Below are 14,857 nucleotides of genomic sequence, written 5' to 3' on the forward strand. Positions count from 1 at the left end.
CAAGCCTTTTCGGGAGGTTCAGGTGCGGATTCAGGGGGTGTGGACTTGCACGGCGGCGGGGGGCGTGCTGAGGGCGTTGCGTTCGGCTTCTTCTTCGGCTTCGCGCTGTTGCTGTTTCTCGAAGGCGTTGGCGACGGCGAAGGCGGCGACGACGAGGGCGACTGCGATGGCGCCGATGAGGGCGGCGGGCCATAGGGGTTGGCGCTGGCGCCAGCTCCGCGCGGAGCCGTAGAGGACGGCGGCGCGGAGCTGGCGTCGGCGCAGGGCGGCGGCCTGGAGCACGTAGCGCTCGCTTTGGCCGGTGCGCCGCATGGCCATCGGGGCGAGGTCGGTGCCGGGTTCGGCGGGTCTCGCCGGGGCCTGGGGTGCCTCCGAGGTCACCCGCCCCACCGGGAGTTGATGCGGGTCATGGTGCCGGACCAGTTGGTCGCGGAGTCGTCGGTGGCCGAGGCGAGCTTGTTGAAGGCCGCCTGGATCTCCGTGAACTCGGCTTCGGAGGTGGTGTTGAAGGTGCCGAAGCCGTCGGTGCCGGCGCCGACCCATTGGCCTTGGACGGTGCTGACGTGGCTTTTGATCTCGCCGAGGATGGCTTCGAAGCGGCCGCGGTAGGTGTGCTGGACGCCGGCGAGGTCTTGGAGGTTGCCGACGTTGCCGTAGAGCTCGAATCCTGAACCAGGCATAGTGGAGTGTCCCTTCTAGATCTGGATCGTGATCGGCTTGATGCCGGGCAGGTTGCCTTCGGCGCCGGTGTAGCCGCCGACGTTCATGTCGTCCGTGCCGAAGCCGTCGTTGCTGGTCTCGCCCTGCGCGAGGGCGCTGATGCCGTACTTCTCGGCCATGTTGTTGTAGGACTCGACGAACGCGGCCTTGGCACGCTGGAAGGCGGCGAGCGCCTCGCCCTGCTGGGCGTCGACGTCGGCCTCCATCTCGTTGATGAGGGCCTGCAGGTCGCCGGTGAGGCTCTCGACGGAGATGCCGTGGTTGTTGGCGCTGGTGGTGAGTGCGTTGGCTACGGAGAGCCCGAATTCCGTTCCGATTCCGGCCATGTGGGGTGCCTCCTAGGGAGCTGTGGATGGCCCGTGCGGGGGGAGCGTATCGGTTCATGTTGACACGGCGGTGAAGTGAAAGTAAAGGGCCGCGTCCACCACTCTGGACTGCTTCGGCATCATCGCACCACTTGATCAACTTGCTTCACTTCCGTTGGGGCGCAACGGAGACAGTTCACCTGATGTTATTCCAATCCTCATTGATTCTCGGTACGCTGACCCCAGCCAAGAGTCCGCACCCCCCTGGAGGACCAATGGACCGCATCGGCATGAACCCCGGCCAGGCCAACTTCAAAGGCGGCCAGACCATCGCCTCGGCGGAGTCGTTCGGCTCGCTGGAGGGCGAGCTGCGGAGCATCGTCGACAAATGCACGACCGCCGCCGGGGAGACCGAGGTCATGACCGGCTACGACGAGTTCGGCGCGACCTGGGCCACCGACCTCGCGAAGACCGCCGAGCACGGCGCGAGCGTCGGCACCACCACCCACCTCACCGTCGGCGACGGCGTCGGCACCGACGCCGCGAACGCGGGGCTGCAAGGCGTGGAGGCGCCGAAGCCCAGCGCCCCCGGCATCAACCTGGTCTGATCCGCTCGAAGGAGAACCCCCATGCCGAGCATTCCCACCGCGGCCAGTCTCAGCGTCCCCGAGTCCAAAGCGGACGTCGGGACGCTGCGCGAGGGCGCCACCGAGTTCGAGTCCAAGTCCGGAGCCATCATCGGCCGCGGCAGCGAGGTCGTGGCCCAGATGAAGTCCACCGCCGTCGAGTTCACCGAGCTCGTCTCCGAGCAGCTGAAGTCCCGCGGCACCGAGTCGATCGAGGCCGCCCGCACCGCCATGCAGGGCTCGGTGTGGGGCGGCGCCGTCACCGGGAAGTGGGCCGACGCCGCCGAGACGTACCAGCAGATCGCCGCCAGCCACACGGCATCGTGGAACGAAGCGGTGCGCAGCGGCTTCGGCGTCACCGCCGAGTCGGCCGGGGTCACCGCCGGCATGCCGGGCGACGTCGCGTCCAAGATCATGGACAACAAGATGGCCGAGGCGGGCGCCGAACAGCTCGCCGCCATGCAGGGCGCCGTCAACGCCGCGTACGAGAAGTACAAGGACGAGGCGAAGCTCGCCGGGACCCGCCTCCAGCAGGGCCCGACCCCCGCGAACCTCAGAGCCCTCTCCGGCGGCGGCACCACCACCTGGGCCCTGTTCAACGCCTTCGGGCTCAAAGCGGGCATCCCGCCGCTCGACGGCGCCGACGGCAAGCGGCTCGCCGAGGCCCTGATCGGCTTCCTCGCCGGCGATGACGACGCCATCCCTCCCGCGCTGCGCACGCAGATCGACAACCTCCTCGCCATCGCCCGGCACGCGCAGGGCATCCAGGACGCCGGAAAGCAGCTCGACCCCGGCCAGCTCGACTTCCTCCAGCAGCTGTTCAAGGGCCTGGACATCCCCGCGAACGACAACAACCCGAACGGCGGGACCGTGTTCGAAGCGCTCCCGCACTGGCTCAAGGCGCGCGACGTGTCCGGCGCCGACCAGACCCTCATCCTGGGCGCGTTCGGCGGCGGGCTGCTGGCGATGACGAACGAGAAGATCGGCGGCGGATTCGGCCGGCTCCCCGAGAGCCTCCGGGACACTCTCGGGTACTACTCCGGGAAGGTCGACAACTTCAACGTCCACACCCTCCACGACCAGCTCATCGCGCTCGCCCCTTACCTCGGAGCGACCACCGCCAAGCAGATCGGCCTCGGAAGACTCGAGGGCGGCAAGGAGTTCTCGGCGGCGCTCACCTTCGCGGTCGCCGACTTCTACTCCGAAGTCACGCGTCGGCGACCGGCCTACGAGGTGCCCTTCACCGACCTCGAGGAGTTCGCCCCGCACCTGCTGGAGGCGAGCACCCGCAACACCGACGTCAACCACGAACTCCTCACCGGCAAGATCCAGCACCCCGACATCGGCAAGCACACCCCGGAATACCTGGTGCGCGCCCTGTTCGGCAACACCTGGGACAAGGACGCCGGCAAGGCCGCCGCCGGCCTCATCGACTGGATCGGCACCGACGCCGGCTCGAACGACCCGGCCACCAAGGACCGCGCCACCGAAGCCGCCTACGCGCTCTTCACCACGATGACCGACCGCGACAACACCTCCGGGCTCTTCGACAAGTCCGCCTACGACTTCTTCACCGACTCCTACGGCAAGATCGGCAGCTTCGAGAACGCCCCCATCGGAGCCGCGAACGGCGCGATCACCTACTCCATGGCCAAGGCCGCAGTGCCGTACCTCGACTACTTCGCCGAGACCGACACCGGCGGCAAGGACCAGCTGTTCATGTCGAAGGACCCCAAGGCCGCGGACATGTACCTCTCCCAGCAGACCCGCGAGGACTTCGTCGAGCTCATCATGGGCGGCGACGCTTCCCGCGACAAGTTCGGCGCGGAGGTCTACCGCAACGTCCTCCTCGACGCCCACTACGCCGACAGCTGGAAGGACACCGAGGAGGCCAACGACGAGGCCATGCGCACCGGCCGGCTCATGGGCCTGCTCGACACCGGCTTCCAGCGCGTCTTCGACGACGCCAACGTGGACGCCAACGCGAAGACCTCCGAGTCGACGCAGCACGCGAGCTGGGCGCGCGCCGGCGCCGCCGCCGTCAAGGAGGTCGTCACCGAACTGCCGTTCGTCCGAGGCCTCGGCCGCGGCGCGCAGCAGATCATCCGGCAGGTCGCCGAGAGCTTCAAGTGGACGCCCGGCGTCGTCCAGTCGTACGACCTCGTCTGGGAGAAGGGCGTCGCCCCTAAAGCCGAGGACTTCGACCGCAAGGGCGACCCGAGCTACGAGCAGTTCAACTTCGCGGTGACCCACACCGTGATCGAACAGCAGCTCAAGGACACCGACTCGGGCATCACGATCGAGGACATCCGCCAGGCCGACTCCCGCCTCGTCGAGCAGGACGCGAACGGCAAGTGGCAGCTGCGCCCCGCCGACGAGCTGATGAAGATCCACGAGCCCTCAGGCAAGGCCGAAGACAAGGGCATGTACACCTACAGCGACGCCGAGCGGGAGCTCCACCGCCTGCTCGAGCAGAAGCTCAAGGACAAAGTCGACAAGTTCAACAACTCCTTCAACCTCCAGCGCAAGGACACCGGCGGATAGCGCGCCCCGCCACCGCCCGCCCACCGACGAGGAACCCTCCACTGTGACCCGAATCGACCCGCCCCCGGCGGCGAGCCGCAAACCCGACGGGCGCGACCTGCCCGACCGCCTCCAGAACGGCCTCGAAGGGCTCCGCGACCGCGTCGGCGCCAACAAGGCCGTCGCCGCGACCGCCGCCGTCGTGGCCGTGGTCCTCCTCGTCGCGATCGTCGCGGCCGTCATCGCTTCGAACGGCGGCGACGGGGACGGGGCCGCGCCGCCCGCAGACGAGGCGACCTCCTCCCCCGCGGCGGCAGGCGAACCCGCGCCGACCCTCCCGGCCGACGGCGCGTACCTGGCGCGCCAGGAGGCCACGGGCCTCTGCGTCACGAACGGGCCCGAACCGGGCAACCCCGAGCGCAGCGTCATGGTCCTCGGCGACTGCGCCGCAACGTATCCCGCGAGCCTCGCCTTCACCTCCGAGGGCGGCGGCGCGTACACCGTCGGCCTCGACTTCACCGAGGACGACTGGCAGGCCTGCTGGGGCGCCGACGAACCGGCCGACCAGGCGGGCTACCTCTCCGCCGGGCAGGACTGCGCCGACTCGGACCTGCAGCGGTTCCAGCTCACCGGAGTCGGCGCCGACTCCTACACGATCGCGGTCGTCGCCTCCGGACTCTGCATGGGGCTCCTGGAGGACGCGGCCGCCGAAGCGGGCGCGGCCCTCGCCACGGCACCGTGCGACCCGGACGACCCGAAGCAGCGGTTCGCGCTGCTGGTCCCCTGACCCGAACCGCCCCTCCATAAAGGAACCCCTGGTGGCACAACGAGACCCGCACCTCCCCCGGCACTCGGCCGGGACGGACCTGCCCGCGAAGCTGCGCGAGATCTGGGACAAGTCCCGGATGCGCCTGGGCACCGGGCAGGCCATGGCCGGCGTCGCGGCGGGCGTCGCGCTCGTCCTGACGATCGCGGTCGTCGCCGCTGTGATGACCGCGGGCGGCGGCAAAGGCGACCCGGAGCCCGCCGCGGCCAACGAACCCGCCGCGACCTCGCCGGCCGCGACCGCGACGCCCGCCGCGTCGCCCAGCCCTAGTCCGAGCCCCTCCGGGTCGCCGACCGCCTCGGCGTCCGAAGAGGACGAACCGGAGCAGCCGCAGGACACCGCGGAGGAGCCGACGGAGGCCGCCCCACCCGCGCCCGCGTACCCCGATGACGGCTGGTACCAGGTGAAGCAGGAGGCCAGCGGCCTGTGCCTGAGCACCGGCCCCGAGCCGGGCAACGAGGGCCGCACCGTCGTCGTGCTCGCCGCCTGCGGCTCGGCGAACCCGTCCTCGATCCAGGTCGTGGCGTGGGACGAGGGCGTGTACGTGTTCAACCTGCACTTCCCGGACTGGAGCGCCTGCATGGGCGCCGACGCCCCCGCCGACCAGGAGGGCTACCTCATGGCCGCCTACGGCTGCGAGTTCACCGAGACCCAGTTCTGGGAGCTCGAACCGCAGGGCAGCGGGGTCTACACGATCGCCACCAGCGCCTCCGGGATGTGCGTGGGCATCCTCGGCAGCCGCTCCGCGACCGCCGGGGAGCCGACCGCGACCGACACCTGCGACGCCGGCGACGCGACCCAGCGGTTCACCCTGTCCTGAACCAGCCCAAGGGGTGCGCCGCGGAAGCGGCGCGCCCTTCGCCGTTCCCGCAACGGGTGGGCGGATCAACCGATCGGTTGACCGGCGGGATCAACCGGTGCCCCAGCCGCGCGGTCGATGCCGCGCGCCGCCGTTCTTGCGAGTGTTGACCTACACGAAGCAGGGAGGCCGCCATGGCGATCATCGAAGTGCAGGACCTGGTCAAGGACTACGGCAGTTTCCGTGCCGTGGACGGGATCTCGTTCGAGGTGGGCGAAGGCGAGATCTTCGGCATCCTCGGCCCGAACGGCGCGGGCAAGACCACCACCGTCGAATGCGTCGAAGGGCTCCGCTCGCGCGACGGCGGCAGCGTCAAGGTCATGGGCCTCGACCCCGAACGCGACGGCGCCGAACTCAAGCAGGTCCTCGGCATCCAGCTCCAGGAGAGCCGCCTGCCCGACCGCATCCGCGTCGGCGAGGCCCTGGACCTGTACGGGTCGTTCTACCGCCAGCGCGCCGACACCGACCGCCTCATCGAGAAGCTCGGCCTCGGCGGGAAGCGCAAGACGCCGTACGGGAAGCTCTCCGGCGGCCAGCAGCAGCGGCTGTCGATCGCGCTCGCGCTCGTCGGCAACCCGCGCGTGGCGGTCCTCGACGAGCTGACCACGGGCCTCGACCCGCAGGCGCGGCGCGACACGTGGGACCTCATCGAGCAGGTCCGGAACTCCGGGGTCACGATCATCCTGGTCACGCACTTCATGGACGAGGCCGAGCGGCTCTGCGACCGGATCGCGGTGGTCGACTCGGGGAAGATCGTCGCGCTCGACACCCCGGCCGGGCTCACCGCGCGGGTGAGCGAGGAGCAGCGGGTGCGGTTCCGCCCGTCCGCCGAGTTCCCGGACTCGCTCCTGCTGGACCTGCCCGAGGTGGCGCGGCTCGAGCGCAGCGGCCCGCACGTGGTCGTCACCGGCGGCGAGCACCTTCTCCAGGCCGTCGCTTCCGTCCTGGCGCGCAACCAGATCGTGGCCGCGGACCTGCGCGTCGAGCAGGTAAGCCTCGACGACGCGTTCGTGGCCCTCACCGGCAAGTCCCCCGAGAACTAAGCCCCCAAGAGGAGTATGTGATGTCGTCCCTCGGCAAGCTCGTTCAGATCGAGACCAGGCTGTTCCTGCGCGACCCCATGTCGTTCACGATCGGCCTGCTCCTTCCCGCCGCCGTCCTCCTCGGGCTCGGCGCCGTGCCGATGCTTCGCGAGCCCTCCCCCGACATGGGCGGGCAGCGGTTCATCGACTACTTCGCGCCCTCCACGCTCGTGATGGCCGTCGGCGTCATCGGCCTCACCAACCTCCCGGCGGTCCTCGCGGCCTACCGCGAGCGGGGCGTCCTGCGCCGCATGCGGACCACCCCGATCCACCCGGCGAAACTCCTGCTCGCGCAGCTGATCGTGAACATCGGGGCGTCGCTCGCCTCGGCGCTGCTGGTGATCGTCGCCGGGAAGCTCGTGTTCGACGTGCCGATGCCCCAGCACCCGTGGGGCTTCGCGATCGCGTTCGTGCTCGGCATCTCCTCGGTGTTCGCGATCGGTATGCTGGTGGCGGCCGTGGCGCCGACCGCCCGGGCCGCTTCGGGACTCTCGACGGTCCTGTTCATGTCGGTGATGTTCTTCGGCGGCGTGTACCTCCCCCGGTTCATGCTGCCGGACGCGGTGGCCCGCATCGGCGACTACGTGCCCCCGGGCGTGCAGTCGCTGCTCGACGCCTGGACCGGGACGGCCCCCGCCGTGATCCCCCTGGTCGTCATGGCCGCCACCGCGATCGGCGCCGGAGCGGTCGCCGCCCGAATCTTCAAGTGGGAGTAGCGATCATGGAGCCGGTGGAGCGGACCCCCGAGGAGCTGTCCGAACGGCACTCGAAGATCGAGGGCGCCTACCACCGGCTCCTGGACTGGCTGCCGTACGGCACGCTCGCGCTCAGCGCGGCCCTGAGCGCCCTGATCAACCAGCGGCCGTGGGCGGTCCAGCTCCCGACGCTCGGCCTCGCGGCCGCGGCGGCACTGTGGGTGTACGTCGCCTACACCCGGATCCCGTCGAAGACCGAGGCGTCCGAGACGCGGATCGCGGTGCACCTGTTGGTGATGCTGGCGTTCGGTGCGGCGCTGATGTCCCGCGACATGATGTTCTTCGTCTTCGTGGTCACCGGGTTCTTCCACGCCGGGTACCTCAAGTCGATGGGGATGCTCGTCGCCGGCATCGGCGCGACCTCCCTGGTGGTCAATTCCAGCATCATCGACTTCAACCGCCCCGAACCGCAGGCCGTCGCGGTGTTCGCGGTGATCGTCGTCGTCCAGACGGGGGCGATCGGCTCCGGGTTCCTGCTGAACGAACGGCTCGTGCGGCTGCGGACCCAGCGCGAGGAGGCGCTCCTCGCCCGCGAGGCCGCACTGCAGGAGAACGCCGGGCTCCACATGCAGCTGTTCACGCAGGCAAGGGAAGCGGGCATCCTGGACGAGCGCCAGCGCATGGCCCGGGACATCCACGACACGGTCGCGCAGGGCCTGGCCGGGATCATCGCGCAGCTCCACGCCGCCGACGGCACCGACGACGCGGCGCAGCGCCGCCGCCACCTCGACAGCGCCGCCGACCTCGCCCGCGAGAGCCTGGCCGAGGCCCGCCGCACGGTGCAGGCGATCGGCCCGCCGCCGCTCGACACCGCGCAGCTGCCCGAAGCGCTCGCCGAGGTCTCGGCCAAGTGGTCGGAGGCGAATGCGGTGCCGGTGGAGGTGACCTTGACCGGGGACGCGAAGCCGATGCACCCGGAGGTCGAGGTGACGCTCCTGCGCGTCACCCAGGAGGCGCTCACCAACGCCGCCAAGCACAGCGGCGCCAAACGGGTCGGTATTACGCTCTCCTACATGGATGATCAGCTGGCGCTCGACGTGCGGGACGACGGGATCGGGTTCGAACCGGCGAAGACGAAGGCCGCCAAGGGGAACGGGTACGGTCTGGCGGCGATGCGCCAGCGCGTGGGCCGTCTCGCCGGGAGCCTGTCGATCGAGTCCGAGCCCGGGTCGGGCACCGTCGTCTCGGCGATCGTCCCGGCGGTGCCCCGGGTGGTGGCCGATGCCGCCTGAACCGATCCGCGTGCTCATCGTCGACGACCATCCGGTGGTGCGCGACGGGCTGCGCGGCATGTTCGCGCGCGTGGAGGGCATCGCGGTGGTCGGCGAGGCCTCGGACGGCCGCGAGGCCGTCGAGCGGGCGGTCGCTCTGGGCCCGGACGTGGTGCTCATGGACCTGCGGATGCCCGGGACCGACGGCGTGACCGCGATCCGGGAGCTCGCGGCGCGCGGCGCGGCGGCGAAGGTGCTGGTGCTGACCACGTACGACACCGATTCGGACGTGCTGCCCGCGATCGAGGCGGGCGCGAGCGGCTACCTGCTCAAGGACGCGTCGCCCGCGGAGCTGCAGCGGGCCATCAGGACCGCGCACGAGGGCGGCACGGTCCTCGCGCCCTCGGTGGCGTCGCTGCTGATGGACCAGGTGCGCAGGCCCGCGCCGCGCACGGGCCCGCTGAGCGAGCGGGAGCTGGAGGTGCTGGCGCTGATCGCGAAGGGCCGCAGCAACAGGGAGGCCGCCGCGGAGCTGTTCATCAGCGAGGCCACGGTGAAGACCCACTTGATGCATGTGTACGCGAAGCTCGAGGTCAACGATCGGGCCGCGGCGGTCGCGGCGGGGTACGAGCGGGGCCTGCTGCAGCCGCGGGGGCGCTAGGCTTCTTCGACCCAGTAGTTGTCGTGCTCGATGAAGAACGCGGCGCGCTCCTCCTCGGTCATCTCGCCGATGGTGAGCAGGCCTTCGAAGTAGGGTTCGCGCGCCGCGCCGGGGGTGAAGAGCAGCAGCATCGAGGCCGGTTCGTCGGTGTCGTTGCGGAAGCCGTGCAGGCCGCCCTGCGGGACGTACACGAAGTCGCCCTTGCTCATCGGGGCCCACTCGTTGCCGTTGTAGATGGTGATGGTGCCGTCGAGGATGTAGAAGGACTCCGAGATGGTCTTGTGGTAGTGCGCTGCCGGGCCGCCCTTCTTCGGGCCCATGTTCCAGCGGTAGAGACCGAACTCGCCGCCGGTGGCCGCGCCTTTGGCGAGGTAGTCGGCGGAGCCGTTGTCGAAGAGGATGTCGGCGGGCGAGTCGCCGCGGCGGGCGACGGCGCTGATCTCGCCGGTGTCGCCGAAGTACTTCGGTTCGGGGTATGACATGCGAAGGTCTCCTTCTGGTCACGGTGGGGCAGTGGGTGGAGCGTACTGCCGCGAGGCGGGCGCGCCTTTGGGCGGTCCGGATACGCTCGGAGCATGAACGAGCGTCCCGCGCCCTTGACCGTCGCCGCCGCGCAGCCTGAGCTGCGGCCTGGCGACCTCGCTTTCAACGCTCCCGTGCACGCCGAGGCGATCCGCGCGGCCGGCGCGCGGCTGGTCGTGTTCCCGGAGCTGTCGCTCTCCTCGTATGTGTTGGCGGCTCCCGCTGTGGCCCTTGACGACCCGGCGCTCGACGCGATCGTGGCGGCGTGCGCCGAGACGGGTGCGGTCGCCTTGGCGGGCGCGCCGCTCAAGGAGGGCGACGCCGAGTGCATCGCGATGCTCCGCTTCGACGGCGGGGGCGTCGAGGTCGCCTACCGCAAGATGCACCCCGACGAGGAGGAGTCGCGGCGCTTCCGGGCCGCGGCCGATCCGGCCGTACTGGAACTGGACGGCTGGCGGCTGGGGCTGGCGATCTGCCGCGACTCCATGATGTTCGAGCACGCCCCGGCCGTCGCCGAGTTCGCGAAGCGCTCCGGGATCGGCGGCATCGACGCGTACGTCGCGGGCTCGCTCTTCACCTCGAAGGGCCTGGTCCGGCGTGACAAGCGGATGCCGCAGCTCGCACGCGGCTACGGCATGTGGGTGGTGCAGGCCTGCTTCGCGGGGCCGGGTACCGACCTGGAGACGACGGGGAACTCGGCGGTCTGGGCGCCGGACGGCTCGGTCGCGGCGCGCGCCGATGAGCGGCCGGGCCGGATCGTCAAGGCCGAGTTGCGGTTCTAGCCTTCCGCCGCTTCCTCAGGGCAGTCCTCCATCATGGACGCCGCGTTGAGGCGGATCCAGTCGAACATGCCGCCCAGATGGTCGGCGGCGCCTTTGCCGAACTCGGTGAGACCGTAGGTGACCTGGGGCGGGACGGTGGCTTCGACGCGCCGCCAGACCAGGTTGTCGGCCACCAGTTGGCGGAGGGTCTGCGAGAGCATCTTCTCGCTGATGCCCTCGATGCGGTCGCGCAGCTCGAAGAACCGCAGTTCCCTGTGCCGCAGGCCGAGCAGCACCCAGATGCCCCAGCGGTTGGTGATGTGGTCGAGCACTTGCCTTGCGGGACAGTTGGTGTGAAAGACCTCACGACCGTCCGGCGGCGCCCATGCGATGATCTGATTTCCTCCCGGCACGCCAGGAGCTTACCTCGAGGTAGGCCCTTCCCGAAAGTAAGTCTTGGCTCTACCTTGGGTTCCGCACCTGAAACCGAAAGGAACCCAAGATGATCGTCGTAACCGGAGCCACCGGCAACATCGGCCGCCCGCTCGTCGAGGCCCTCACCACCGCAGGCGAGAAGGTCGTCGCCGTCTCGCGCGGCGACGCCGCATTCCCCGACGGGGTCCTCCACCGCAAGGCGGACCTCGCCGACACCGCGACCTTGAAGTCCGCCTTTGAAGGCGGCGGCAAGCTCTTCCTGCTCACGATCGACCCTGAACTCGACCACGCGCCGATTCTCGAAGCGGCCGCGGCCGCCGGGATCGGCCACGTCGTGCTCGTGTCCTCGGAGCGCGTCGTGACCCGACCCACCCCGGCGCTCGAGGCATTCGAGCGCGCCGTCACCGACTCGGGTCTGGAGTGGACGATCCTGCGTCCGGGCGGCTTCGCCTCCAACTCGCTGCTGTGGGCCGAGTCCGTGCGCAAGGAGCGCAAGGTCCTCGCACCCTTCGGCGACGTCGGCCTCCCGGTGATCGACCCGCGCGACATCGCGCACGTCGCCGCGGCCGCACTCACCGGGGACGGCCATGCCGGCAAGGCCTACCTGCTGACCGGCCCGGCGCTCATCACGCCCCGCCGGCAGGCCGAGGCGATCGCGGCGGCGATCGGCGAACCCGTCCAGTTCGTCGAGCAGCGCCGGGCCGAGGCCTACGCGCAACTGGCCCGGTTCTGGCCCGACCACGTCGTCGAGGACACCCTCGACATCATCGGCAACCCGAACGCGGCCGAGCAGGAGATCAGCGGCGACGTGGAACGCGTCCTCGGCCGCCCGGCGGCCGCGTTCGCGGACTGGGCGCAGCGCAACGCCGCCGCGTTCCGCTGAGCGCTGCCCCGCAATACGATCCGAGCGCCGTCGCCGCGGTCCGCCGCGGCGGCGGCCACCCCCGCCATGACCGGAGGCGGACGTGATTGGATTCGAAACGTGTCACACGAGGAGATCCTTGCGGACCGGCTCCGTGAAGCCGGTTACGCCGCACGGGAAGTGGAACGGGCCGTCGGCGGCGTGGTCGCCAGCGCCGGGCTGGTCACGCTCCAGGACGGCACCCGGCTCTTCGCCAAGACCCTGCTCGATCAGGAACCCGACGTCTTCGCCGTCGAATCCGCCGGCCTGGCCGAACTCCGCGACCTCGGCGGGGCCCACGGCGATGACGACTGGGGCGCCGCGGCGGCGGTCCGAGCCGCCATCCAACCATTTCGGCGCAGGTAGCGACGGCCGCGCCGCGAAGCTCGGCTCCAGCAGCCCTTCACGAGACCAGGCGGTGACGCAAGACACCGACCGAACCTGTCATGGAAATCGAGGCTGTCCCGTTCAAAGGGCGTCAATCGAACCAGACAGGAGCGAGACCATGCAGCACCGCATCATCGTCCTCGGCGCGGGGTACGCCGGCACCTTCGCCGCCGGCTACCTCGCCCGCCACCTCCACACCGACGACGTCACGGTCACCGCCGTCAACGCCGAACCCGACTTCGTCGAGCGCTTCCGCCTCCACCAGGTCGCGGCCGGGCAGCAGCTCAAGCACCGGCCGTTCGCGACGATCTTCGCGGACACCGGTGTCCACTTCAGGCAGGCGCGCGTCACCGCCGTCGACGCCGACCAGAAGACCGTCACGGTCTCCGGCGCGGACGACCTCGAACTCCTCGAATACGACACCCTCGTCTACTCCCTCGGCAGCACCGCCGCCGACCACGGCGTCCCGGGCGTGGGCGAGCACGCCCACCACATCACCAGCCGACCCGCGGCCCTGCGCTTGCGCGACCGGCTCGACACCATGGGCCAAGACGGCACCGCGCTCGTCGTCGGCGGCAACCTCACCGCGATCGAGGGCGCCGCCGAGATCGCCGAATCCCACCCGGAGCTCAAGGTCGTACTCACCACCAGCGGTGCGCTCGGAGGCTGGCTCGCCCCGAAGTCCCAGCAGCACCTCATGAGGGTCTTCGACCGGCTCGGCATCGAAGTCCACGAGCAGACCCGGATCGACCGCGTCGAAGCGGACGGCGTGATCGCCGCCGACGGCACGCGCTACGCCGCAGACGCGACCGTGTGGGCCGCGGGCTTCGCCGTCCACCCGATCGCCGCCGCCAGCGGCCTCGCGGTCGAGGCCAACGACCAGATCACCGTGGACCGCCAGATGCGCTCGGTCTCCCACCCGGAGGTCTACGCCGCGGGCGACGCCGCGTTCATCATCGGCGAGAACGGGCAGCCGCTGCCGATGTCGTGCGCCTCGGCCGGATTCACGAGCCAGCAGGCCACCGCCGCGATCATCGGCGACCTCACCGGCCGCGAGGTCAAGCACAAGGGACTCCCCTATGTGGGCAACCACATCAGTCTGGGACGCCGGGACGGCATCCTCCAGGTCGTCGACGGCGACGTGCGGTCGCGGTACGCCGTGACCGGCCGCGCGGCAGCGCGCATCAAGGAGTCCATTCTCAAGGGTGCCACCTGGGGCGTCGCGAACCCGACCGCGAAACTCCCGGTCCGCAGCCACCGCACGACGACTTCCGCGGCGCGCGCCGCCGAGGCGGTGCCGGCCTAGAGTGGCGTTCATGGACATCGCCACCGTGCAACGCTTCGAGGCCGGCCGGCCCCGGCTGGCCTCGCTGGCGTACCGCCTGCTCGGCTCGGCCGCCGACGCCGAGGACGTCGTGCAGGACGCGTTCCTGCGCTGGCAGGCCGCCGACCGCGAGCGGATCGAGGTGCCCGAGGCGTGGTTGACCAAAGTGGTCACCAACCTCGCGCTCGACCGGCTGCGGTCGGCGCAGGCGCGGCGCGAGCGCGCGGTCGGCACGTGGCTGCCCGAACCGCTGCTCGAGGGCGACCCGATGCTCGGCCCGGCCGAGACCGCCGAGCAGCGCGAATCGGTGTCCTTGGCGGTGCTCATGCTCTTGGAGCGGCTCCCGCCGATCGAACGGGCCGTCTACGTCCTGCGCGAGGCGTTCGCCTACAGCCACAAAGCGATCGCGGAGATCCTCGACATCTCCGTTGCGGCGAGCCAGCAGCACGCGCTCCGCGCCCGGCGGCACGTCGCCGCCGGACACCGCACCGACGAGGTCGACCGCGATGCCGCGCGCCGCATCGTCGAGGCCTTTGTGGACGCCGCCGCGTCGGGCCGCACGGAACGCCTGGTGGCCTTGCTGACCGATGACGCCATCGGCGTGTCGGACGGCGCCGGACTCATGGGCAAGACCTGGTTTGAATCCGTACCCGCCCGCATCGCTGCGACCTTCCGGGCGGCGTTCAAACCTACGCAGGCGAAGCGCGACCTCGCGGGGGGCTCCCCTTCGATCCACGCCGGGATCGTCAACGGGACCCCCGCCATGATCGCCGTCATCGGCGACCGCGTGGCGGGCGTCGTCGTGCTCGATCCCCGCGGCGACAAGATCGCCGCCCTTCGCGGCATCGCCGACAGGGGCCGGCTGGCCCGAGTGAGCGAGCAGTGGCGCCGCGGCGAACACGACGCCCCGCTCATCGAATGCTGGTGAGCCCGACCGGGACCGGTCCCGAACCTCGCGA

The 14,857-nt window shown here is 70.5% G+C and carries 18 protein-coding genes; 13 read left to right on the forward strand and 5 right to left on the reverse strand.

Annotated elements, in window-relative coordinates:
• Positions 1-30: 30 nt before the first annotated feature.
• The 3 genes from O1R50_RS05010 to O1R50_RS05020 are packed head-to-tail and all read right to left on the reverse strand — an operon-like array spanning position 31 to position 1,046.
• A complete protein-coding gene (locus O1R50_RS05010) occupies positions 31-381 on the reverse strand; it encodes a hypothetical protein (RefSeq protein ID WP_270108792.1) in 351 nt (116 codons plus the stop codon).
• Complete coding sequence (locus tag O1R50_RS05015; protein ID WP_270108793.1) at positions 378-680, reverse strand: WXG100 family type VII secretion target; 303 nt, start codon at positions 678-680, stop codon at positions 378-380. Before O1R50_RS05015 ends, O1R50_RS05010 begins: the two co-directional genes overlap by 4 nt.
• Before the next feature lie 15 nt (positions 681-695).
• The gene (locus tag O1R50_RS05020; protein ID WP_270108794.1) at positions 696-1,046 is read right to left on the reverse strand and encodes a hypothetical protein; all 351 of its coding nucleotides are present in this window, start codon (positions 1,044-1,046) and stop codon (positions 696-698) included.
• A gap of 254 nt (positions 1,047-1,300) precedes the next feature.
• Between O1R50_RS05020 and O1R50_RS05025 the strand changes: the two genes are divergently transcribed.
• From O1R50_RS05025 to O1R50_RS05060, 8 genes are all read left to right on the forward strand, one after another.
• Positions 1,301-1,633 (forward strand): hypothetical protein, encoded by a 333-nt coding sequence (locus tag O1R50_RS05025; RefSeq protein ID WP_270108795.1) that lies wholly within the window; start codon positions 1,301-1,303, stop codon positions 1,631-1,633.
• A gap of 21 nt (positions 1,634-1,654) precedes the next feature.
• Complete coding sequence (locus O1R50_RS05030) at positions 1,655-4,195, forward strand: TPR repeat region-containing protein (protein ID WP_270108796.1); 2,541 nt, start codon at positions 1,655-1,657, stop codon at positions 4,193-4,195.
• A 43-nt stretch (positions 4,196-4,238) separates the two neighbouring features.
• Positions 4,239-4,961 carry an RICIN domain-containing protein gene (locus O1R50_RS05035; protein ID WP_270108797.1) on the forward strand — a complete coding sequence of 241 codons (723 nt, stop codon included), beginning with the start codon at positions 4,239-4,241 and terminating at the stop codon, positions 4,959-4,961.
• 31 nt (positions 4,962-4,992) lie between these two features.
• Positions 4,993-5,820: an RICIN domain-containing protein gene (locus tag O1R50_RS05040; RefSeq protein WP_270108798.1), complete on the forward strand. Its 828-nt coding sequence runs from the start codon at positions 4,993-4,995 to the stop codon at positions 5,818-5,820.
• A 173-nt stretch (positions 5,821-5,993) separates the two neighbouring features.
• Complete coding sequence (locus tag O1R50_RS05045; RefSeq protein WP_270108799.1) at positions 5,994-6,902, forward strand: ABC transporter ATP-binding protein; 909 nt, start codon at positions 5,994-5,996, stop codon at positions 6,900-6,902.
• Between the two features lie 20 nt (positions 6,903-6,922).
• Positions 6,923-7,657: an ABC transporter permease gene (locus O1R50_RS05050; RefSeq protein ID WP_270108800.1), complete on the forward strand. Its 735-nt coding sequence runs from the start codon at positions 6,923-6,925 to the stop codon at positions 7,655-7,657.
• On the forward strand, positions 7,648-8,928 hold the full coding sequence (locus tag O1R50_RS05055) for a sensor histidine kinase (RefSeq protein ID WP_270108801.1): 1,281 nt from the start codon (positions 7,648-7,650) through the stop codon (positions 8,926-8,928). Before O1R50_RS05050 ends, O1R50_RS05055 begins: the two co-directional genes overlap by 10 nt.
• Positions 8,918-9,568: a response regulator gene (locus tag O1R50_RS05060; RefSeq protein ID WP_270108802.1), complete on the forward strand. Its 651-nt coding sequence runs from the start codon at positions 8,918-8,920 to the stop codon at positions 9,566-9,568. Before O1R50_RS05055 ends, O1R50_RS05060 begins: the two co-directional genes overlap by 11 nt.
• Here O1R50_RS05060 and O1R50_RS05065 read toward each other — a convergent pair.
• A complete protein-coding gene (locus tag O1R50_RS05065; RefSeq protein ID WP_270108803.1) occupies positions 9,565-10,050 on the reverse strand; it encodes a cupin domain-containing protein in 486 nt (161 codons plus the stop codon). The genes O1R50_RS05060 and O1R50_RS05065 overlap by 4 nt on opposite strands.
• 93 nt (positions 10,051-10,143) lie before the next feature.
• Here O1R50_RS05065 and O1R50_RS05070 point away from each other — a divergent pair, with 93 nt between their 5' ends.
• On the forward strand, positions 10,144-10,872 hold the full coding sequence (locus O1R50_RS05070) for a carbon-nitrogen hydrolase family protein (RefSeq protein ID WP_270108804.1): 729 nt from the start codon (positions 10,144-10,146) through the stop codon (positions 10,870-10,872).
• Here O1R50_RS05070 and O1R50_RS05075 read toward each other — a convergent pair.
• Entirely contained in the window at positions 10,869-11,264 is a 396-nt protein-coding gene (locus tag O1R50_RS05075; RefSeq protein ID WP_270108805.1) for a winged helix-turn-helix transcriptional regulator, read from the reverse strand. The genes O1R50_RS05070 and O1R50_RS05075 overlap by 4 nt on opposite strands.
• An 89-nt stretch (positions 11,265-11,353) precedes the next feature.
• On the opposite strand from O1R50_RS05075, the gene O1R50_RS05080 reads away from it, so the two are divergent.
• The 4 genes from O1R50_RS05080 (at position 11,354) to O1R50_RS05095 (ending at position 14,826) form a co-directional block, all read left to right on the forward strand.
• Entirely contained in the window at positions 11,354-12,169 is an 816-nt protein-coding gene (locus tag O1R50_RS05080; protein WP_270108806.1) for an SDR family oxidoreductase, read from the forward strand.
• A gap of 99 nt (positions 12,170-12,268) precedes the next feature.
• A complete protein-coding gene (locus O1R50_RS05085; RefSeq protein WP_270108807.1) occupies positions 12,269-12,553 on the forward strand; it encodes a hypothetical protein in 285 nt (94 codons plus the stop codon).
• Between the two features lie 139 nt (positions 12,554-12,692).
• A complete protein-coding gene (locus tag O1R50_RS05090; RefSeq protein ID WP_270108808.1) occupies positions 12,693-13,880 on the forward strand; it encodes an NAD(P)/FAD-dependent oxidoreductase in 1,188 nt (395 codons plus the stop codon).
• Between the two features lie 10 nt (positions 13,881-13,890).
• The gene (locus tag O1R50_RS05095) at positions 13,891-14,826 is read left to right on the forward strand and encodes a sigma-70 family RNA polymerase sigma factor (protein WP_270108809.1); all 936 of its coding nucleotides are present in this window, start codon (positions 13,891-13,893) and stop codon (positions 14,824-14,826) included.
• Positions 14,827-14,857 lie beyond the last annotated feature (31 nt).

Origin of the sequence: Glycomyces luteolus (assembly GCF_027622875.1) — a bacterium.
GTDB classification, from domain to species: domain Bacteria; phylum Actinomycetota; class Actinomycetes; order Mycobacteriales; family Micromonosporaceae; genus Glycomyces; species Glycomyces luteolus.

Coding starts and splice junctions, on each gene's coding strand:
- O1R50_RS05015 (WP_270108793.1), bottom strand. CDS start 680: ATGCCTGGTTCAGGATTCGAGCTCTACGGCAACGTCGGCAACCTCCAA.
- O1R50_RS05020 (WP_270108794.1), bottom strand. CDS start 1,046: ATGGCCGGAATCGGAACGGAATTCGGGCTCTCCGTAGCCAACGCACTC.
- O1R50_RS05025 (WP_270108795.1), top strand. CDS start 1,301: ATGGACCGCATCGGCATGAACCCCGGCCAGGCCAACTTCAAAGGCGGC.
- O1R50_RS05030 (WP_270108796.1), top strand. CDS start 1,655: ATGCCGAGCATTCCCACCGCGGCCAGTCTCAGCGTCCCCGAGTCCAAA.
- O1R50_RS05045 (WP_270108799.1), top strand. CDS start 5,994: ATGGCGATCATCGAAGTGCAGGACCTGGTCAAGGACTACGGCAGTTTC.
- O1R50_RS05050 (WP_270108800.1), top strand. CDS start 6,923: ATGTCGTCCCTCGGCAAGCTCGTTCAGATCGAGACCAGGCTGTTCCTG.
- O1R50_RS05060 (WP_270108802.1), top strand. CDS start 8,918: ATGCCGCCTGAACCGATCCGCGTGCTCATCGTCGACGACCATCCGGTG.
- O1R50_RS05065 (WP_270108803.1), bottom strand. CDS start 10,050: ATGTCATACCCCGAACCGAAGTACTTCGGCGACACCGGCGAGATCAGC.
- O1R50_RS05070 (WP_270108804.1), top strand. CDS start 10,144: ATGAACGAGCGTCCCGCGCCCTTGACCGTCGCCGCCGCGCAGCCTGAG.
- O1R50_RS05080 (WP_270108806.1), top strand. CDS start 11,354: ATGATCGTCGTAACCGGAGCCACCGGCAACATCGGCCGCCCGCTCGTC.
- O1R50_RS05090 (WP_270108808.1), top strand. CDS start 12,693: ATGCAGCACCGCATCATCGTCCTCGGCGCGGGGTACGCCGGCACCTTC.
- O1R50_RS05095 (WP_270108809.1), top strand. CDS start 13,891: ATGGACATCGCCACCGTGCAACGCTTCGAGGCCGGCCGGCCCCGGCTG.